Source organism: Arthrobacter stackebrandtii (assembly GCF_017876675.1).
Taxonomy (GTDB): Bacteria; Actinomycetota; Actinomycetes; order Actinomycetales; family Micrococcaceae; genus Specibacter; species Specibacter stackebrandtii.
On record NZ_JAGIOI010000001.1, the window covers coordinates 849,850 to 869,342 of the forward strand.

General features: G+C 65.9%; 13 protein-coding genes and 1 pseudogene. 9 read left to right on the plus strand and 5 right to left on the minus strand.

Translation table 11 applies throughout. The features are described from left to right. Positions 1 to 102: 102 nt before the first annotated feature. Positions 103 to 1,056, minus strand: coding sequence for a sugar phosphate isomerase/epimerase family protein (locus JOF48_RS03535; protein WP_209677358.1), 954 nt, complete (start codon positions 1,054 to 1,056; stop codon positions 103 to 105). A gap of 150 nt (positions 1,057 to 1,206) precedes the next feature. Here JOF48_RS03535 and JOF48_RS03540 point away from each other — a divergent pair, with 150 nt between their 5' ends. Beyond that, positions 1,207 to 2,763: a sulfatase-like hydrolase/transferase gene (locus JOF48_RS03540; protein WP_209677360.1), complete on the plus strand. Its 1,557-nt coding sequence runs from the start codon at positions 1,207 to 1,209 to the stop codon at positions 2,761 to 2,763. 80 nt (positions 2,764 to 2,843) lie between these two features. Here JOF48_RS03540 and JOF48_RS19980 read toward each other — a convergent pair whose 3' ends face one another. Further along, on the minus strand, positions 2,844 to 5,594 hold the full coding sequence (locus tag JOF48_RS19980) for a chondroitinase family polysaccharide lyase (protein ID WP_209677362.1): 2,751 nt from the start codon (positions 5,592 to 5,594) through the stop codon (positions 2,844 to 2,846). 295 nt (positions 5,595 to 5,889) lie between these two features. Between JOF48_RS19980 and JOF48_RS03550 the strand changes: the two genes are divergently transcribed. After that, the gene (locus JOF48_RS03550; protein WP_209676708.1) at positions 5,890 to 6,978 is read left to right on the plus strand and encodes an IS110 family RNA-guided transposase; all 1,089 of its coding nucleotides are present in this window, start codon (positions 5,890 to 5,892) and stop codon (positions 6,976 to 6,978) included. Positions 6,979 to 7,065: 87 nt separating this feature from the next. Here JOF48_RS03550 and JOF48_RS20130 read toward each other — a convergent pair. Beyond that, a pseudogene (locus JOF48_RS20130) lies at positions 7,066 to 7,476 on the minus strand (chondroitinase family protein); the annotation flags it as partial. A 228-nt stretch (positions 7,477 to 7,704) separates the two neighbouring features. Between JOF48_RS20130 and JOF48_RS03560 the strand changes: the two are divergent. Then, complete coding sequence (locus tag JOF48_RS03560) at positions 7,705 to 10,074, plus strand: polysaccharide lyase 8 family protein (protein ID WP_209677364.1); 2,370 nt, start codon at positions 7,705 to 7,707, stop codon at positions 10,072 to 10,074. Positions 10,075 to 10,194: 120 nt separating this feature from the next. Here JOF48_RS03560 and JOF48_RS03565 read toward each other — a convergent pair whose 3' ends face one another. Both JOF48_RS03565 and JOF48_RS03570 read right to left on the minus strand, forming a co-directional pair. Continuing rightward, the gene (locus JOF48_RS03565; RefSeq protein WP_209677366.1) at positions 10,195 to 11,184 is read right to left on the minus strand and encodes a Gfo/Idh/MocA family protein; all 990 of its coding nucleotides are present in this window, start codon (positions 11,182 to 11,184) and stop codon (positions 10,195 to 10,197) included. 28 nt (positions 11,185 to 11,212) lie between these two features. Continuing rightward, entirely contained in the window at positions 11,213 to 12,352 is a 1,140-nt protein-coding gene (locus JOF48_RS03570; RefSeq protein ID WP_209677368.1) for a LacI family DNA-binding transcriptional regulator, read from the minus strand. Positions 12,353 to 12,625: 273 nt separating this feature from the next. Here JOF48_RS03570 and JOF48_RS03575 point away from each other — a divergent pair, with 273 nt between their 5' ends. The 6 genes from JOF48_RS03575 (at position 12,626) to JOF48_RS03600 (ending at position 19,484) form a co-directional block, all read left to right on the plus strand. Next, the gene (locus JOF48_RS03575; RefSeq protein WP_209677370.1) at positions 12,626 to 13,936 is read left to right on the plus strand and encodes an ABC transporter substrate-binding protein; all 1,311 of its coding nucleotides are present in this window, start codon (positions 12,626 to 12,628) and stop codon (positions 13,934 to 13,936) included. Beyond that, complete coding sequence (locus JOF48_RS03580; RefSeq protein ID WP_209677372.1) at positions 13,936 to 14,889, plus strand: carbohydrate ABC transporter permease; 954 nt, start codon at positions 13,936 to 13,938, stop codon at positions 14,887 to 14,889. The genes JOF48_RS03575 and JOF48_RS03580 overlap by 1 nt, the downstream gene beginning before the upstream one ends. 10 nt (positions 14,890 to 14,899) lie before the next feature. Continuing rightward, positions 14,900 to 15,859 carry a carbohydrate ABC transporter permease gene (locus JOF48_RS03585; protein WP_209677374.1) on the plus strand — a complete coding sequence of 320 codons (960 nt, stop codon included), beginning with the start codon at positions 14,900 to 14,902 and terminating at the stop codon, positions 15,857 to 15,859. Then, complete coding sequence (locus JOF48_RS03590) at positions 15,859 to 17,319, plus strand: sulfatase family protein (RefSeq protein ID WP_209677376.1); 1,461 nt, start codon at positions 15,859 to 15,861, stop codon at positions 17,317 to 17,319. Before JOF48_RS03585 ends, JOF48_RS03590 begins: the two co-directional genes overlap by 1 nt. Then, on the plus strand, positions 17,316 to 18,686 hold the full coding sequence (locus JOF48_RS03595) for a sulfatase family protein (protein WP_209677378.1): 1,371 nt from the start codon (positions 17,316 to 17,318) through the stop codon (positions 18,684 to 18,686). The genes JOF48_RS03590 and JOF48_RS03595 overlap by 4 nt, the downstream gene beginning before the upstream one ends. 87 nt (positions 18,687 to 18,773) lie before the next feature. Next, entirely contained in the window at positions 18,774 to 19,484 is a 711-nt protein-coding gene (locus tag JOF48_RS03600) for a response regulator transcription factor (RefSeq protein WP_342591324.1), read from the plus strand. Positions 19,485 to 19,493: the final 9 nt, after the last annotated feature.

Genomic DNA, 19,493 nt, shown 5'->3' on the forward strand with positions numbered 1-19,493 from the left:
TAAGGGTGTATTTCGGGTGTGATGCCCGGGTTCCCGGCGTGCGGCGGCCCGGCGGCAGGCAAGTGGCGGCCCGTCACAAGGGCGGCGTGCCGGCAGGAACGATCAGGCGTCCAGGCCCAGGACGGCCTTGAGCGATTCCAGCGCGTCCGCGACCGGTGGCAGCTGCGGGTGCCAGGCACGCTCCCATTCCAGCGAAATCCACGGATCTGTGACACCATGCGCTTCAGATATGCCAGCCACCAGTTCGCGCATTTGCGCAAGCGGCAGTTCCCCGTCGCCCGGCAGCGTAAGCGTGACCGTGTTGCCGCCCGGGTTCCGCACGCCGTCCTTGTACTGGGCATAGGCCAGCGAATCCGCCAGCAGCTGCGCCGTCCGCTCGGGCGCCTCGTCATGGCGCCACGGGTGCATCAGGTCCCAAATCACCTTGACCGGCGCATCCGCGTCAACGTGCTGCAAAAGCCGCGCAATGTCGGAGGCCCGCGGGTGTGAATCGTGCGTCTCCAGCAGCATCGTCACGCCCAGCTCCCGCGCCCGCGCCGCCGCCGCGTTCAGCCGGTCCGCACCCAGCCGGTCCGCCGCCTTGTGTGCCGCCGACGCCGCCTGGCCCATTTTGCACGGCTCAATCCCGGCCCCAGGGAACACGCGCACCTGTGCGGGCGCCCCGGCATTTCCCCGGGAGAGGTCTGCGGCAAGTTCGACGGCGGCCAGCAAGTCCGAGAGCACCGGATCGGCTGCGCCGTGCGCGCCGTGGGCAGCGCCGTCCCCTGCAGGGGCACCCGCGGCGGCGTCCGCGGCACCCGGGGTGGGCAATGCGCCGTCGGACTTCTCCAGGGGTGCGCACACCTTGACGTAGCTGGCCAGCGTCACAAGCTCGAGACCGGCGGCGCACAGTGCCGCAGCGATGGCGGCGCGCTCGGCGGCGTCCATGCCGGGATGGGCGAACTCGCCGTCGGCCACGCGGATCTCGAGTCCTGTGGCACCAGCGGCCCGCGCGGTGTCAATAACCTGCGCAAGTGAGTCCCCGGGACAGCCCAGGGTGGAGAACGCCAACGGCATGGTGGCCCTTTCATCGGCAATGATGTTTTCCGTACCAGACTAGCCGGGCAACCGCTTTCCATCAATGCTCCGCCAGGGAGCAAGTACTCCTTTATTCCTCCCGTGGCACACTGGTATCTCTGGTGGTTCACCCCCTTTCAAGGAGCATCGATGGCCAGCCCGGCACGCCCAAGCAGCACGTCCACCCAGCCCCGCGAACTGCCCAACATTGTGTTTTTCCTCAGCGACGACCAGGGCCCGTGGGCGCTGGGCTGCGCCGGCAACGAGGACATCCGCACGCCGGTGCTGGACGGGCTGGCGGAGGAGGGCACCCGGCTGGAGAACTTTTTCTGCGTCTCTCCCGTCTGCTCCCCGGCCCGGGCCAGCCTGATGACGGGACAGGTCCCGTCGCGCCACGGCGTCCACGACTACCTGACGGGCACCGAGGTGGGCGCAGGGGCCCCCGATTACCTGGCCGGGCAGGCGATTTTCACCGACGTGCTGGCGGAGAACGGCTACCGCATGGGGCTCTCCGGCAAGTGGCACATGGGCGCCAACGACGCCCCGCGCAAGGGATTCGTGCACTGGTACGGATTGGAGGGCGGCGGCAGCCCCTACACAAAGGCCACCATGTACCGCAACGGCGAGCGCGAGGAAACCACCACGTACCTGACGGACGCCATCACCGAGGATGCGCAGGCGTTCCTGTCCCGGGAAGCCGCACGGCAGGCGCCCCCAACACACGATGGTGCCGGCGCCAAAACAGGAACCGAGCCGTTCTTCCTGGCCGTGAACTACACGGCCCCGCACAAGCCGTGGAAGGGCCAGCACCCGAAGGAGTTCGAGGACCTCTACAAGGACTGTACTTTCGACAGCTGCCCGCAGGAGGAGCCGCACCCCTGGCAGCCCACCGTTGACGGCGTCGCCATCGGCGGCGAACCGGACGTCCGGGCTGCGCTCGTCGGCTATTTCGCGGCGGTTAGCGCCATGGATGCCGCGATCGGCCGGATCATGGACCAGCTGGAGGAATTGGGCCTGCAGCAGAACACGCTGGTCATCTTCAGCTCGGACAACGGCTTCAATTGCGGCCACCATGGCGTGTGGGGCAAGGGCAACGGCACGTTCCCGCAAAACATGTACGACTCCTCCGTGAAGGTCCCCGCCATCTTCCACTGGCCGGGCCGCATCGCCGCGGACCAGGTCCGCCACGAGCTGCTCTCCGCCTACGACGTCGCCGCCACCATTCTGGACCTCGCCGGCCTGGACCCCGCCCCCTTCGAGACCGGCCCCGGCGCCTCGTTCGCACCTCTGCTGCGCCACGCTGACGGCGGCCCCGCCGCAACTGAACGGGCGGACGGGGCCGTGGTGGTTTATGACGAATACGGGCCCGTCCGCATGATCCGCACGCACGAACACAAGTACGTGCACCGCCATCCGCACGGTCCGCATGAACTGTATGACCTGGTGGCGGATCCCGGCGAGCGCGTGAATCTGATGCACGACGCCGTTCCCCACCCCGCGCTGCCGGGTCTCCGCGTGCAGTTGGCCGGCTGGTTTGCGCGGCATGGGGTGCCGGAATTCGATGGTGCCGCGCTGCCGGTTGCCGGTGCCGGGCAGCATCTGCCGGTGGGTTCCTGGAATGTTCCGGCCACCGGGGGGCCGGCAGTTCCATCGGTGGGTTCGGACCCGCTGGGTGCATTCACCGGCCCCAATTGGGATGGCGTGTAGCCGGGCAATGCAGTGGCCCGCCCTGCGCCGCGCCGGCCGAACGGGCCGGCCGGCGCGGTCTCTCGTGCCCCTGTGCCTGCCTAGGACCTCGTCAGCCGCAGTTCACTGCTCAGGCCGTCCGCGCAAGGCACGATGATTTTTGTGGTGCGGCGCCCGGCGCGCACCGTCACACCCTGCTCCTGGGTGTCCCACGCACCTTCCAGCTCCACCGTGATGAGGCTTCCCTGGCTGGGCGAGCGGCGCCACGGCGCTCCATACGGGGAGAGCAACGGATCGGATTTGTCCTTTCCGTTGTAGAAGCGGAGGTCAGGGTCGGTCACAGAGAGAATCAGGTCCTCGCCGTCAGGCTGGACCAGCACCACGGAGGGAGCGTCGACTGCCATGACCACACCGTCGGTGAGTTTCTTGGCGGCCTCAAACACGGCCAAGGCAGTGATTCCAGTGTCCCGGTCGTGCACCACATGCGCTGTGTCATCATGCCGGATCACCTGGTACGGGGCGCCGTTCCGCCCACCCATCTCGGCTGAGAAGGACGTCATGGCCTCCGCTGTTGTGCCCACCACCATGGCGTACTCATATTTTCCGCGCTTGGGCTTGGTGCCGTGGTCAAGGACTGCTGTCGCATACGGCAAGGCGCCCTCGGCCTTGCCGCTCTGGTCCGGCGCCGTCTGAACTGACCGGGATACTTCCAGCCGCTGACCCCGCGGTATGTAGTAGCCGACATTTTGCGGGTCCAGGAGCCAAACAGAATCCGTGAGATTTGCGCCCTTGCTATAGGGAAGGGCTGTAACCGCGCCCTCCCGCGAATCTTGCGTCGGCACGGACACATCGGCCAGGTGGCATTGGAACAGCGTGGTTTGGGTGGTGTTGGTGCGGTCGCGGTTCTCGATCCCACTGCCTAGAGCCACCACCCTGTTGTCAAAGAGGAACACCGACTTGCGGGCATAAAACGAGCCGTCATGGACCTCGCTTTCATGCAGGCTCATAAGGAACGCCCCGTTCCTGCCGCCGATCGCACCGCCACCGCCCAAACGCTGGTCTGTCAGCAGCATCTCCTCACCCAAGGGGTGGATTGCGGCGGCCAACCGCTCAAAGGGGAGCTGGATAGCGGTGGTCCCCGGGAACCTGTTCCAGTCCCAGCCAGGTTGGACAAAGCCCGATCCTGCATTGCTCACCGGATCACCGCCGCCCATCACCTGCACCTGGCCATAGGTGATGTAGCGGCCGTACTCGTTGGAACCGCCATAAATCTCGGCGGACCAGAGGTGCCGGTTGTGCCCGCGGACGGAAACCAGCCAGCTGTCCCGCCGCTGCGATACCAGCGCGGCATGGTTCATCACCTGGCACCCGCTCGGATCCGGTTCCGCAACTACGCCTGCTGCCGCCAGCTGCTCCGCCAAGGCTCGTTGCGCCGAAGAGGGCTTTGCCGGCAGAAGCCGCAGGAACGCAGCACCCATGACCGGATCCAAGGCCAGGTTGCCGTCCGGGCTTCCGGCCAGAGTCATCATCTCGTAGCCGCCCAGCTTCAGCGATTCGCCGCCCTTGGGGTGCCTGCCGGAAAGGCTGATTGGAAAGTTGCTCTTGTTGGAGTAGAAACGCATCGACAGCAGGGCCCGGTTCCAGCGCTCGTGCGATTCCGGGGAGATTGCAAAGCTGGTGCCGGAGAGCACGGCAAGCGTTGTTGAGCCGCCCGTGAGCCCGTCCCGCGCGTAGGCCGGATAGTGGCCCATGTGGTGGAAGGTTGCGGAGTCCGGCTTGAACCCGCTCTGGATCCCCGGCGAAGGAACAATGGCATTGTTCAGCCACTGCTGCAACAAGCTCAGGTGGGCCACTTGGGATGCCTCACCCTCGGTGATCAAGACACTGCCAAGCAAGGGATGCAACGTCGTGTTGAGGATGTCGAAAATGCCGTTGTACAACACCTCGGCGTGCTCCTCCCCCATCCGAATCCTGCCCAAGCCCGCCATCCAGTGCAGGGTTCCACGGACTTCGTCGAGCCTGCCCCGCGATGCCAGCAACTCCCGCATCAACCACACCGAATCGTAGAAGCCACGGTTCTGGTAGCCAAGATGGTGGATGGTCCCCTGGACGCTCCCTTCGGTCCAACCTTGGTCGTGGAAGTAGTCAAGCAACCGGAGATACAACTCGGCCAAACTGCCCTGCAGATCGGGGTCTTTTGTCGAGTCATAGGCCGAGGCCACCTCAAACATTTGGTTGGTAAAGTCCTTCAACGCAATCGTCGGTGCGAGCCTGTTGATGTCAGCCGCGATGGCCGGCGGGTAGATGGTGGTCTGGTAGCCATTGATCGGCTTTCCGCCACCCAGAACACCTGACTGCGGCACTCCCAGTGCGTCGACCTTCACCACGAGCACCTCAACGGAGGGTGCCGTGACTTTTACTTGCTTGCGGACAGACTGGCCATAGGCTTCCTTGACCGCGGCGAGGTCGGCCAGCTGCCCGGCAGTGGGTTCCGGCGCAGGCAGCTGTTGGGCGGCCAGCCGGGAGAACCAGAGCAGGTCCTGCCAATGCTGGTTCGCATCCGTGTGGACCCCGGGGTTGACGAACGGCGCCTGCCTGTCCGGGCTGGGAAAGTTTGAACGCAGCGGCCGGTTGACGATTAGTTGGTCGAGGTGAAGGGTTCCGGCATCGGACGGGGCAATGAAACGGAGTGTGTCCATGTCTGCATGCACCTTCCCATCCATGTCCTCGTAGCGGATCCATGCCGTCCGCCAGCCGGTGAAGTCCAGGCTCATCTCGCACCAGGCATCCGTGCGCTGCCCTCGTCCGGCTTCGATGCGCAGCTTCCCGGGCGACGCCGTGGACTGGTACACCTGTGAGACTTGTTTTAGCTGGTCTGGGACTGGCTGGCAGGATAGTTACCGGCCGCTCCACACTGCAGGCGTGACCCTTGGTACAACTGACCCTCATGGTGTCCTTTTGTGGACTTGTCCGTCTACCAGGATGGTTCGGCCGGTACCCGTCCGGCCCACCACGGTAGCTTGATTAGAAGATTGTCCACCCTCACGGGCGTGACCCCTCACAGTTCTGTTCCGTAGTGATTCCTACCCGGACTTGTACCGGCCGTCAACGGCCACCAACCAAGTCCATCACAAAAGGAAAAGCACGGTGACCGCTCTGTCTATCGTCTCTCATTGCCACCCATTTGTCGTGGGTGTCGACACTCACGCACGCAACCACGTCTACGCCATCCTTGACGCCACCAATGGCGCACTGCTGGATACGCAGTCTTTCCCGACTACCGCGGCCGGTATCAACCGCGCCATCAAATGGGTCGCACGCCGCACCAACGCCGACGCCGATACCCTCTGGGTTATCGAGGGAGCCGCGTCCTACGGAGCGATCCTCGCCGGTACCGTAGCCGCCCATGGATTCCCCGTTACCGAGGCTCCTCGTATGGATGCCAAGAAGAACCGCGGTGTCGGTAAAACCGATGCCTTGGACGCCCACCGGATGGGCATGGCCGTGCTGTCGTTGCCGGTCGAGAAACTGCGCTGCCCCCGCTTGAATGAAGGGATCCGCCAAGGCTTGCGGATCCTGGTCACCGCCCGCGAGTCCATGACCAAGGGCCGTACCCGTTCGATCAACGCATTGAACGCTTTGGTACGAAGTAACAATCTCGGCATTGATGCCCGCAGGAAGCTCACCCCAGTCCAGATCGAGGAGATCTCACGCTGGCGTGAACGCGTGGAAGAACTGGCTTTGAGTATCGCCCGCTCCGAGGCGGTCCGCCTCGCCAAACACATCCTGGACCTCGGTGAGCAGTTGGAGTCCAACGAGCAAAAGCTGGACGAGCTGGTCAAGGTCAGCGAAGCCGCGCCCCTGCTTGAGGAGAAGGGATTCCAGGCGGTCGCCGCGGCGAAATGTCTGGTGGCGTGGTCGCACGAGGGACGGGTCCGTAGCGAGGCTGCCTTCTCCTGTCTGGCCGGCGTGAATCCCATCCCCGCATCGTCCGGGAACACCGTTCGGCATCGGCTGAACCGTGGAGGCGATAGAAGGCTCAACAGTGCTCTTCACATGGCCGCGATCACCAGGATGACCTACGACTCTGAAACCTGCGACTACGTCGAGAAACGACGTGCCGAAGGTAAGACCGACAAAGAAATCCGACGTTGCATCAAGCGCTATCTGGCCCGTCGGGTGTTCAGGATTCTGACTGCCGCGGCTCAGGCGACAAAGGTGCAGGAAGCGGCTTGACAGATATAGAAGAGTCCAGAAAGCCAGGGTATTGACGTCAAGACCAATGTCCGCACCGTTTCCTCCAGAGGCAGCCGAGGGCGGCACAATCCCAAGGGGCGCCTGAACTGTGAGCACGGCTTGGGATTCGTAATCCCACCGCAAGCTCGAGTTGCCAGTGTGGTTGACCTCGGACACAATGCCCAGTTGCGACTTGCCGGAGGTACTGAACTGTGTGGGAACTGCCGTTTCCAACAGGAATACCGGCGGTTTTAGCATCATTGCCTTGGCTTCCAGCTCCGCCAGCGTTGCAGGTGGCACGGCGGGGATGTCCGCGACTGGCTCCGACGGCGGGCTCTCGGCACCGGCTGGCGACAAGGGTGCAACCGCCACCGTGGCCGCGCCGGCAGTTGCAGCGGCAAGCAGGCCGCGTCGGCTGATATTCGTGAATGGACCGGGCATAAGGATCGTCCTCCTGAGGGGAACACTGGGGAAAAGCAAATGTGATCCACAGTACATATGCCCGTGAAGCGATGATTCAAGAAGGACCTCGCCACCACATGAACAATGGCCCAGGCCGCACCGATTTTCACTGCTTGAGGGCTTCCGCACGGTGCCGGAGGACTGTCCGAAAGGTCCAATCCCGGAAGTACTCCTTTATTCCTTCCGCAGGCCTGCGCTTGACTGCCAGGTACCTCAGCGTCCCGGCACCAAGAACCGGGGCCGGATCAACAAAGGAAATATGCAATGACGCATGGACTCTCCCGCCGCCACCTCCTGCAGGGCGCCGGTGCCCTGACATTTGCCGGACTGCTGGCGGGCGGTTTCGCACCGCTGGCCCAGGCCGTGGAACAAGCCAGCCCGGATGACATGCATGCCCTGCGCGAGCGGTGGGCGGACCAGGTCACCGGCCGCAGGCTGGTCTCGGCAGGCGACGCAGACTATGCCGGGTCCCTGGCCGCACTGGACGCCGCGGTCAGCGAATCCCTCGCCAGGCTGCTGCCGGAAGGCGCCCGGCCGCAGGTCTTCAGCGACAACCCCTTCACCTCCGACGTCCACATGGTCACCACGTTCAAGCGGCTGGCACAGATGGCCGCGGCGTGGACCACCCCCGGCTCGCAGCACGAGGGCAGCGCCACCCTGCTGTCCCACGCCCTCGCGGGGCTGGAGGACAGCAACCGGCTCATCTACAACAAGGACCAGCAGGAGTTCGGCAACTGGTGGAACTGGGAAATCGGCGTCCCGCGCCCGCTGGGCGAGGCACTGGCCATCCTCGGCAGCCACGTGCCGGAGGACCTGCTGGGACGGTACATGGCCGCCGTCGACCACTTCATCCCGGAACCCACCATGCAGTTCTCGGATGAGCGCGGCAAGATCATTTCCGAAGGCGCCAACCGCGTGGACATCTGCCAGGGCATCATTGTCCGCTCCATCGTGGGCAACGACCCCGTGCGGCTCGCGGCGGCGGTCAATGCGCTGAGCGACGTGTGGCAGTACGTCACGAGCGGCAACGGATTCTTCACCGACGGCTCGTTCGTCCAGCACTCCACCATTGCCTACACGGGGACCTACGGCCTGGTGCTGCTCAGCGGCCTGGCCAAGCTGTTCTCCCTTCTCGGCGAATCGGAGCATGCCGTCTCGGACCCGAGCCGCGACATCCTGTTCAAGACCGTCGAGGACTCCTTCGCCCCGTTCCTGCACAACGGCCAGATGATGGACTCGGTGCGCGGGCGCGCCATTTCCCGCACGCAGGAGCGCAGCTACGACAACGGCAACATGGCCATCGAGTCCGTGCTGCTGCTCGCCCGCGCCGTCGACCCGGCCACCGCGGCGCGCTGGCGCGGACTGTGCCGGGGCTGGATGGACCGCAACAGCTACCGCAGCCCGCTGCAGGGTGCGTCCATCCCGCGCACAGCGCTGCTGAAGGAGCTCGCCGGCTCCGGCTCCGCCGCCATGGCGGAAACGCCGGGCCACAGCTTCTTCGCCGGCATGGACCGTTCCGTGTACCGCGGCAACGGCTGGGCCGCGGCGCTGGGCCTGTGCAGCAACCGCATCGCCTGGTACGAATGCGGCAACGGCGAAAATGACCTCGGCGCCCAGACCGGTTCCGGCATGACCTACCTCTACACCGGCAAGCCGGACCACTACGACGACGGCTTCTGGCCCACCGCGAATCTCGCAAAGCTGCCCGGCACCACGGTGGACACCACTCCCCTGCCGCCCAGGGTGGAGGGCCAGTGGGGTGCCGTCACGCCCAAAAACGAGTGGACGGGAGGTGCCACGCTCGGCGAAAACGGCGTGGCCGGCATGCACCTCATCGCCCCGGGCAAGACCGGCATGTCTGCCCGCAAGGCCTGGTTCTACAGCCCCGACATGGTGGTGGCCCTCGGCGCAGACATCCACACCACGAGCGGCGCCACGGTGGAAACCATCGTGGAGCACCGCAACCTCGGCGCCGAAGGCGGTGCAGCCATGACGGTCGACGGCGCACCCCACACCGCGCCTGCCGGCACCTCCGCGGTGCACCAGGGTGCAACGTGGGCGCACGTGGACGGCACGGGCGGCTACCTGCTGCTGGGTGCGGAGCCGCTGACGGTGCTGCGGGAGCGGCGCGAAGGTTCCTGGAAGAAAGTCAACACCGGAGGCCCGGCGGACCCGCTCGAGCGCGAGTACGCCACCTTGCTGATCGACCACGGCACCGGACCCGACGCCGGCTACGCCTATGCGCTGCTCCCCGGAGCCACCGCCAAGAAGACGGAGCAGGCCGCGCGCAAGGCCCCGTCGGTGCTCCGCAACGACGCCGTCGGGCAGGGCGTGTCGTTCGGCAACAAGGACTCGGCCGCCGTGTTCTGGCAGGACGGAACCGTCGGTGACATCAGCGCCGACAGGGCCGCCTGTGTCATGTTTGACGGCAATCCGGGCCACGGCCGGCTCGCGGTCTCCGACCCCACCCAGGCGGCGGACTCCATCACCGTGACGCTGGCCGGCACAGCCTACCGCCGTGTCACGTCCGGCACTGGCGCCACCCTGGCCCTGGACGGCGGCGGAAACACGGTGGTCACGGTCAGCACGGCCGGGCTGATGGGCCGGACGGTGGAGCTGGCCTTGCACCGCTGATCCCGCGCACCCACCCACAGCACGACGGCGGGAGGCCACCTTTGGCAAACTAAGGTGGCCTCCCGCCGTCGTGCTTTTTGCGATGAAATGCGAACCGGCCGGCGGCCCGTGAGCTGCGGGTCAGGGGACGGGGACGGGCGCCAGTTCCACGGCCGTGCCGGTCTCGGCGGCGGCGTAGGCGGCGAGCACCAGTTCCACCACGTGGCTGGCGTGTGCCAGGCTGACGGCGGGCGCGGCGCCGCCCACAGCCGCCTTGAAGTCCGCGAGCTGCGCCGTGAACGCGTTCTGGATGTCGTGCGGCGAGGTGGTGTGCAGGACGGTGCGTTCACCGTCGATCTCCATGAATGTCCCGCGCCGGGGGTCCACAGTGGCGGTGCCCAGCTCGCCCACCACGAGCATCTCGTCGATGTTGTTGGGGCAGTCGGAGGCGATGGTGATGCGCAGCTGGACGCCGTTTTCCAGGAGCAGTTCCATGGTGCCGTCGGTTTCCACGGGAGAGCCGAAGCGGTTGAGCACCGTGGCGGTGATCCGCGCCGCGGGCGCCCCGCCCAGCCACAGGCTGCGGTCCAGGCAGTGGGCGCCGATGTTGATGAAGGCGCCGCCGCCGGAGACGGCCTTGTCAAAGAACCAGTCCGGGCGGCTGCCGGGGCGGTAGTCGGTGCTGCGGTAGTCGTGGACCATCAACACCCTGCCCAGCCGTCCGGCGTCGAGGGCGGTCCGCAGCGCCAGCTTCTCCGCCATGAAGTGCTGGATCATGCCCACCACCATGACCACCCCGGCCGCAGCGCACGCATCCTCCATGGTCCGGGCGTCCTCCAACGTGGTGGCCACGGGTTTTTCCACCAGGACATGCACACCGTGGGCCGCCGCGGCGAGCACCATCTCCTTGTGCAGGCTGTGCGGGGTGTTGATCACGACGGCGTCCACAACACCCGCTGCCAGCATCTGCCGGTAGTCGGTGTAGACGGCGGCGCCCCAGGGTTCCGCCACCTTGGCCGCAGCGTCCGCCTTCAGGTCGCAGACTGCCGCCAGGGACAAGCCCGCAATGTCGTCGGCACCCTGTGCGTGGAGACCGGCTACAGCGCCCGCCCCAATAATTCCCAAGCGCATGGCTCACTCTTCTCTATTGCTTGTGTTGTCATTTGTGGACGCCGTCGCCGGCGTTGGTTTTGGCGCCGCAGGAGTCCCTGACCACCAGCCGCGGCCGCAGCCGCACCTGGTGGACGGGGCAGTCTTCGCCTTCAACCAGGCGGCGCAGCAGGATTTCGGCCGCCATCTTGCCCATCCGGTGTTTTGCCGGGGACACTGCGGTCAGCGGCACTTCCGCGAGGTCTGCCAGTTCGTCGTCGTAGGAGACCAGGGCGAGCTGGTCCGGGATGGTGATGCCGGCCCGCCGGGCTGCAGCCTCAAGCAACGCCGCCTCCCGGTCGCCGAAGACCAGTGCGGCCGTTGCCCCGGCGGCCATGAGCTGCTGCAGCAGCTGCTCCGCGGCGCCGTCCTCCCATTCGTTCTTCAGCGCCTGCAGGACGAGCGGGTCAAAGCCGAGGTCCGCGGCGGCGCGCTCATACCCGGCCACGATGGCCGGCTCCGTCGGGTTGCTTGTTCGGGTCAGCAGCCCGACGCGCCGGTGGCCCAGGCCGCGCAGGTGCGCGACGGCGTCGTAGGCGCCGCCCTGGTGGTCGGAACAGACATGCTCCGTCCGGTCCCCCGGCCCCAGGTCCATCAGGCTGCGTTCAAGCAGGACGACGGGAACGTTCAGTCCCGTCAGCTCCCGCACGCGCCGTTGCGGATCGGGAATGCCCGTCAGCGTGGGGACAAGGATCAGCCCGTCCACGCCGGAGTCAATCAGGAACTGGATGCTGGAATCCTCGCGCTCCGGCTTGTAGTTGTAGGTGGCCAGGCGCAGGCTCACATCCTGCGCCGACAGCGTTTCCTCGAGACCCTGCAGCACGCGGGGGTAGTACAGCTGGGTGTCGGGCAGCAGCACGCCAACCGTGAAGCGGGACCGGCGCCGGGCAGGCTGGCGCTCGGCCACGAAGCTCCCCGAGCCCTGGCGGCGCACCACCAGCCGGGCCTGTTCCAGTTCCTCATACGCCCGGCGCACCGTGGTGAGGGAGAGCCCCGTCTCGGCAGCCAGCTGCGCCTCGGTGGGCAGCTTGGCGCCCACGGCCCAGGTGCCGGCAAGGATGCCGCGGCGCAAATCGCCGGCGAGCGCCTGGAATTTCAGCTCCCTCGAGTCCGCGTCACGGATCCTTCCGACGAGTGGTTTCTTCTTCAAGGCTCCCTTTCATGCCGTTGCATGGATCGAGTGTGCCAAGGGGATAAGAGAGGAATAAATAAGGACTAAGAAAATTCCTCTGCCAATGTCGCAAGGACTTGACCCTACCCTGGCCCGCCACTATGCCCGGCTGCGCGATTTCCTTGAGGGTAGCCGGAATATTGCCGCAAAGATACTCCCAAGTACTACTTGAATCATCTCTTTGCGGGCTGTTTGAGTGTTGTCACTCATCCGTGATGAACGGCACAACTATTTGAAACAAGGGTGTATTCAATGGCAAGCAAATTCCGTTTTGCCCGGGCTATGGCAATGATGGCCGGTGCCGCACTGGCACTGTCGGCGTGCGGCGGCGCCGGCACCTCCACGGGAGGCGGTGACACCGAAGGCGGCACGTTGACGTACTGGTCCATGTGGAAGGTGGGCGAGCCGCAGCAGCTGGTGCTCGAAAAGGCCATCGCCGACTTCGAAAAGGAGACCGGGTCCACCGTCAAGGTGCAGTGGCAGGGCCGCTCCAACATCCAGAAGCTGGTCCCGGCTCTGAACACCAACAACGTCCCCGACATTGTGGACGGCCCCTACGCCAAGCTGGCCCCCGTGCTGGGCAACACCGGCGAGGCCCTGCCCCTGGACGGCGCCTACGCCTCCGAGGTGGAAGGCACCAAGGTCTCCGAGCTGATCCCGGAGAAATACCTCGCCGTCTCCAACATCTCCGACGCGGACGGCAAGCCGTGGATGCTGCCGTACAGCCTCAGCTCCGACGGCATCTGGTATGACGCCGGAGCCAACCCGGAGCTGGAGAGCAACCCTCCGGCGTCCTGGGACGACTTCATCGACCTGCTGGACACATATAAGGCCGCCGGCAAGGTCCCGATGGCAGCCGACGGCGACATTGCCGGCTACAACTCCATGTGGTTCACCACCGCCCTGGTCCGCACCGACGGCACCGGTTCCTTCGCCAAGGTCGTCGAGGACAAGACCGGCGCGGCATGGGATGCGCCCAGCGTCCTCGAGGCCGCCAAGAAGGTTGAACAGATCGCCCAGGGCGGCTACCTGATCAAGGGATACAACGCCAGCAAGTGGCCCGCCCAGCAGCAGGTCTGGGCCACGGGCGGCGCCGAGATGCTGTTCAACGGTTCCTGGATCCCCACCGAGACAGGCACCTACGCGTCCGAGGACTTCAAGTTCTCCTCCTTCCCGTTCCCTCCCGTTGAAGGCAAGCCCTCCTCCGTGCGTGCCGACTTTGTTGGCTGGGCCATCCCCAAAAAGGCCAAGAACACTGAGCTGGCGCAGAAGCTGGCAACCCACATGCTGAAGAAGGAGTACCAGGACGCCTACGGCACCGATGCCAAGGTCCTGCCCATCCGCACCGACGCCGCCACGGCCCCGGAAATGGCGTCGGTCAAGAAGTCCCTGGACAGTGCCGAGGAAATCTACCTGCAGAATGACGGCGTCACGTTCCCCGGCTACGTGGAAAAGGTCTTCTGGCCCATCGACGACGAGCTGTTCCTGGGCAAGATCAACGCCACCGAATTCGTCGAAAAGATGAAGAACGCAACCATCCAGTACTGGAAGGACAACAGCTGATGTCCAGCACAACCGCACGCCGTTCCCGCTCCGCGGCAGTTGCCGCGGAGCGGGGGCAGGGCAGCAGCATCGAAAGGCAGCGGCGCAAGCTGCTGGTGCCTTTCGTCGGCCCGGCTTTCATCGTCTACACGATCCTCTTCATCATTCCCGCCATTGGTGCAGCCTGGATCAGCCTGCACGAATGGGCGGGCTCCGGCCCCATGACGTTTGTGGGCGTGAAGAACTACATCATGGTGTTCCGGGACGAGCTGTTCATGAAGTCCTTTGGCAACACCCTCCTGCTCCTTTTCGTTGTGGGCATCACGATCTTTGTCCTGGCCTTTGCCATGACACTCGTCCTGCGCGACATGGCGGGGAAAAAGGTCGTCCGCAACGTCATCTTCTTCCCGCACCTGATCAACGCCCTGGTCTTCGGCATCCTGGCAGGGTTCATCTTCAACCCTGGCGGCATGGTCAACTCCCTGCTCAAGCCGCTGGGCGTCTCGGAACCGCCGGCATGGCTGGCCCAGGACAACATCTTCCCGCTCATCATGGCAACCCTGGTGGCCGTCACCACCGGCTACTTCACCACGATCCTGATGGCCGGCGTCGACCGCATTCCGCCGTACTACTACGAGGACTGCGCCCTGGCCGGCGCCAATGCGTGGCAGCGCCTGCGCTACGTCATCCTGCCCCTGACATGGGACGTGTTCGGCACCTGCGCCGTGCTGTGGACCATCTCATCCATCAAGATCTTCGAGATCATCTGGGTCTTTGGCGGCAGCAGCGGCGCCGGCATTCCGCCGACCCAGAGCTGGACCACGGCCGTGTACACCTACGTCACGGCATTCTCGGGACAGTCCACACCCGCCTACGGCGCAGCCACCGCCTCCGCCATCATCTCCCTGGCGCTGGTTTCCGTCCTCGTCGTGCTCCTGCGCCGCGCCATGCGCCGCGACGCCGTTGAATTCTAAGGATCGTTCCATGTCTACCCTCACCGCACCCGAAGAGACTCCCCCGGCCGGCACGGACGGCCCCGGCAAGAACGGCCGCCGCACCGCCGGCACGCCCCGGCGCACCAAGAACCACCGCGGCGTCAGCCCGGCCCTGCGCGCCGAAAGCAACATCATCCGCAGCATCGGCGTGTTCCTGCTGTGGGCCGTCGTCGCCGTCAGCATCGCCATGCTTGTGTGGATGGTCCTGCAGGCATTCCGGGACACCCGCTCCATTCTCGCCAGCCCCTGGGGCATGCCGGAGACCCTCGACTTCTCCAACTTCGTCACTGCCTGGACGGTCAGCGATTTCGCCACCGCCACCTTGAACTCCGCCGTCACCACGGCAGTGTCGTCATTCCTGGCAGTCGCCCTCGCCGCCCCGGCCGCGTACTACCTGGCGCGGGTGGAGAGCCGCCTGACCAACGGGTTGACGTTGTACTTCATCCTCGGCCTGGGCGTCCCGACGCAGGTCATCCTGATCCCGCTGTTCGTCATGCTCAACAAGGTGTACCTGACCGACAGCCTGATCGGGCTGAACCTGGTCTACATTGCCAGCTCCATGCCGTTCACGGTGTTCCTGCTGACGGCGTTCTTCCGCAGCCTGCCGCTGGAAATGGAGGAGGCCGCCGCGCTTGACGGCGCCTCAGCCCTGCGCACCTTCGTCCAGATCACGCTCCCCCTGGCCAAGGGCGGCATCCTGACCGCGTTCGTCCTGCAGGTCGTGGCGCACTGGAACGAGACCCTGCTGGCGCTGACCTTGATCCAGTCCACCGAGAAATACACCCTGCCCGTTGCCTTGATTTCGTTTGTGCAGCAGCAGACGTATTCCGGCGCCGACTGGGGCGGCCTGTTCGCGGGCCTCTGCATCGTGGTCCTGCCCATGCTGATCATCTACATCTGGCTGGGCCGCCGCCTCACCGAGGGCCTGACCCTGGGCATGGGCAAGTAGTGCCTGCACCCAACCTGCTGTTCATCGTCGCCGACCAGTTCCGGGCCATGTGCCTGGAACCGGGCGGCGACCCTGTTTCCACCCCGTTTTTGGATGCCATGGCGTCCGACGGCGTGTCCCTCACCAACGCTGTCAGCAGCTACCCGGTATGCAGCCCCCACCGGGCCATGATGATGAGCGGGCAGTACCCGGAAGCCAATGGCGTCACCCACAACGTCAATTCAGAGACGGCCGAATGGGGTGTGGGCCTGCGCCCGGACGCCCCGTCCTGGGCGGCCGTACTGCGCGATGCCGGCTACAACACCGGTTACATTGGCAAGTGGCACCTCGAGGCGCCCGTGCCCGAGGACGCCATCCACGGTGCCGGACCGCTCGAGGACGGGCGCTACTGGGACGCCTGGTCGCCGCCGGACCGCCGCCATGGCTTTGATTATTGGTATTCCTACGGCTGCTGCGATGAGCACCTCACCCCTCATTACTGGACAAGCAACGCTGCGAGGCACCAGCGCAGCAACGTCACCGGGTGGTCGGCCGCCCATGAGACGGACGTGGCCATTGAGTTCCTCAAGCAGGCCTCCGGTAAAGGCTCAAACGGGGCCGATCCAACGCCGTTTGCCCTGGCCGTGTCCTGGAACCCGCCGCACCAGCCCTTCGACCAGCTGCCGCCGGACTACGACACCAGCTACGCATCCCTGGCACCTGAGGTTTTGCTGAACCGGCCCAATGTGGAGCTGCATACCGACGTGGGGCGGGAAGCTGCGGCCATCGCGCCCCTCTACTACGCGGCCGTCACCGCCATTGATGCCCAGGTGGGCCGGCTCCTCCAGACGCTGGACGAACTGGGCCTGGCCCAGGACACACTGGTCATCTTCACCTCCGACCACGGACAGCAAATGGGCAGCCACGGCCTGCTCTACAAGAACGTGCCCTACGAGGAATCGATGCGCATCCCCTTTGTTCTGCGCTGGTCCGGGCGGCTCGAGGCATCAGCGGCCGAGAATGCGGGAATCTCCAGCATCGACATCGCCCCCACCATTCTGGGACTGCTGGGCCGCGGCGCCGACGTGCCGTCCGCCATGGCCGGCCGCGACCTCTCACCCGCGCTCCTTGCCCGGGGCGAGCCCGCACGAATGGGGGACGCAGCTGGCAGCCACGGTGCGCCGTCGTCCCTGTATTTCTACTACCCGCGCAACAAAGGCGATGTGGACATCCGGGGCCTGCGCACCGCCACGGGAAAGATCATTGCCCGGTTCAACGCGCAGGACGGTCTCAGCACGGCCGTCTACGACCTCGTGAACGACCCGTTCGAATTGCACAACATCGCCGATCCCCACATGGTCAGGGCCATGGCCCGGGAACTTGCCGCGGCCCTGGCCGCAGCCGGACAAACATGGACCGGAGCCGCTGCCCTGGCTGCGCTGGCGGAGCCGGCAGAAACCAACATGGGAGTACAAGCATGAACATCCTGCTCATCATGGCCGACCAGTTCGCCGCCCATGCCCTGACGCGCCCGCGCCCGGAGCATGCACATTTCAGCACGCCGAACCTTGACCGGCTGGCGGCCTCTTCCACCGTGTTCACCGAGGCGTACACGCCGTTTCCGCTGTGCGTGCCGGCCCGCAGCGCCATGGTCACCGGGAAGTACCCGCACCAGCTGGGCATCATGTCCAACAAGTTGAACGAGGCCGGGCAGGGCGGCGGCACGCCGGGGCCCGCCGAACCCGGCCACGGCCCGGAGTCGCTGGGGCACTGGTTCACGGCCGCGGGCTACGACTGTGCCTACGCAGGCAAGTGGCATGCCCTCCAGGCCAGCGCCACCGCGGATGACGGATTCGACCCCATCCACCCCTTTGGCGACGAGGGCCTGGTGGAGTCATGCCACGCGTGGCTCGGGGGCCGGGGGAAGCCCTCGCGCCCGGTGCCCGGCGGGCCCGCGAAGGAACGCCCGTTCTTCCTTGTCGCTTCCTTCGACGACCCCCACACCATCTGCGAATACGCCCGCTCCCAGCCCATGCCGTATGGTCCCGTTCCCCGGGTTGCCGCAGCGGATTCGCCGCCCCTGCCGCCCAATTTCCACAAGGCGCCATACGCGCCCGAGGCCCCGGGGATGGAACAGCTGGCCGCCGCGCGCCTCTACGGGACGGCAGGGTATGGCCCGGATGAATGGCGCCAGTACCGGCAGGCCTACGCCGCGCTGGTGGCCCGCCTTGACCAACGCATTGGGCAGCTGCTGGAAGGGATCGACCTGGCGGGCACCGCCGTCGTCTTTGTCAGCGACCACGGCGACGGCGACGCCTCCCACGGCTGGAACCAAAAGACCGCACTGCACCAGGAATGCATCAAGGTTCCCTTCATGGTCCATGTTCCGGGGCGTCCGGCGGGAGTGGTCGGGGAGCCCGTGGCCGCCGTGCTGGGGCTGCTGCCCACGCTGTGCCAGATCGCGGGGATTGCGGCACCGGACGGCCTCGCGACGGCGTCGGCCCTGGACGGCGACGGCGCGCCGGTGGTGGTGCAAACCTCGTTCCAGGACGCGTCCGCACTGCCCGGCGCCGGCACCTCCGGGCGCGCGCTCATCCACGGGGACTGGAAATATGCCGTGTACAGCTGGGGCACGCACCGCGAACAGTTGCACAACTTGGCTGCGGACCCCGGAGAGCAGCGCAACCTGGCCGTGGAAAGCTCCTGCGCGCCCGACCTCGAGGACATGCGCGAACGCCTGCTGGACTGGGCCCTTGCCAGCGGCGACACCGGGTTTCTGAAGCGGCTGGTCCTGCCGGCGTCCGCGGCATCCGGGCTGCATGGGGAAATCTTTCACGTCCCGTACTAGCAACTGGGAACTCGCTGGGCGTAAGCTGACAGTACTTACCCACGGAATATCCAGCGTATTCCCAGCCAATGGTCGGAGACTGAAATGGTGAAAAAGACCGGACCTGAAGCCAAGCTGCTCGTTGTTGACGACGAGCCCAATATTCGCGAACTCCTCTCCACCTCCCTGCGCTTCGCCGGGTTTGAGGTCATCGCCGCAGCCAACGGGCGCGACGCCCTGGCCGCGGCCGAAGAGCACAACCCCGACCTTGCCGTCCTTGACGTCATGCTGCCGGACATGGACGGATTTACGGTCACCCGCCGCCTGCGTGCGGCCGGCCGCCATTTCCCCGTGCTGTTCCTGACGGCCCGCGACGACACCGAGGACAAGGTCACCGGCCTGACGGTGGGCGGCGACGACTACGTCACCAAGCCGTTCAGCCTGGATGAGGTGGTGGCCCGCATCCGTGCCGTGCTGCGCCGCACCCAGCCCCTCGAGGACGACGACGCCGTGCTGCGCGTTGCGGACCTGGAGCTCGACGACGACGCCCACGAGGTGCGCCGCGCCGGCAAGACGGTGGAGCTCTCCCCCACCGAATTCAAGCTGCTGCGCTACCTGATGCTCAACCCCAACCGCGTGCTGTCCAAGGCCCAGATCCTTGACCACGTGTGGGAGTACGACTTCAACGGCGACGCCTCCATTGTCGAGTCCTACATCTCCTACCTGCGCCGCAAGGTGGACATCGACGCCTCGCTGCCTGCCCTGATCCAGACCAAGCGCGGCGTGGGCTACGTGCTGCGGACCCCCGACAAGCGCTAGCGCACCGCC

Coding starts and splice junctions, on each gene's coding strand:
- JOF48_RS03580 (WP_209677372.1), top strand. CDS start 13,936: ATGTCCAGCACAACCGCACGCCGTTCCCGCTCCGCGGCAGTTGCCGCG.
- JOF48_RS03540 (WP_209677360.1), top strand. CDS start 1,207: ATGGCCAGCCCGGCACGCCCAAGCAGCACGTCCACCCAGCCCCGCGAA.
- JOF48_RS03575 (WP_209677370.1), top strand. CDS start 12,626: ATGGCAAGCAAATTCCGTTTTGCCCGGGCTATGGCAATGATGGCCGGT.
- JOF48_RS03535 (WP_209677358.1), bottom strand. CDS start 1,056: ATGCCGTTGGCGTTCTCCACCCTGGGCTGTCCCGGGGACTCACTTGCG.
- JOF48_RS03565 (WP_209677366.1), bottom strand. CDS start 11,184: ATGCGCTTGGGAATTATTGGGGCGGGCGCTGTAGCCGGTCTCCACGCA.
- JOF48_RS03595 (WP_209677378.1), top strand. CDS start 17,316: ATGAACATCCTGCTCATCATGGCCGACCAGTTCGCCGCCCATGCCCTG.
- JOF48_RS03585 (WP_209677374.1), top strand. CDS start 14,900: ATGTCTACCCTCACCGCACCCGAAGAGACTCCCCCGGCCGGCACGGAC.
- JOF48_RS03560 (WP_209677364.1), top strand. CDS start 7,705: ATGACGCATGGACTCTCCCGCCGCCACCTCCTGCAGGGCGCCGGTGCC.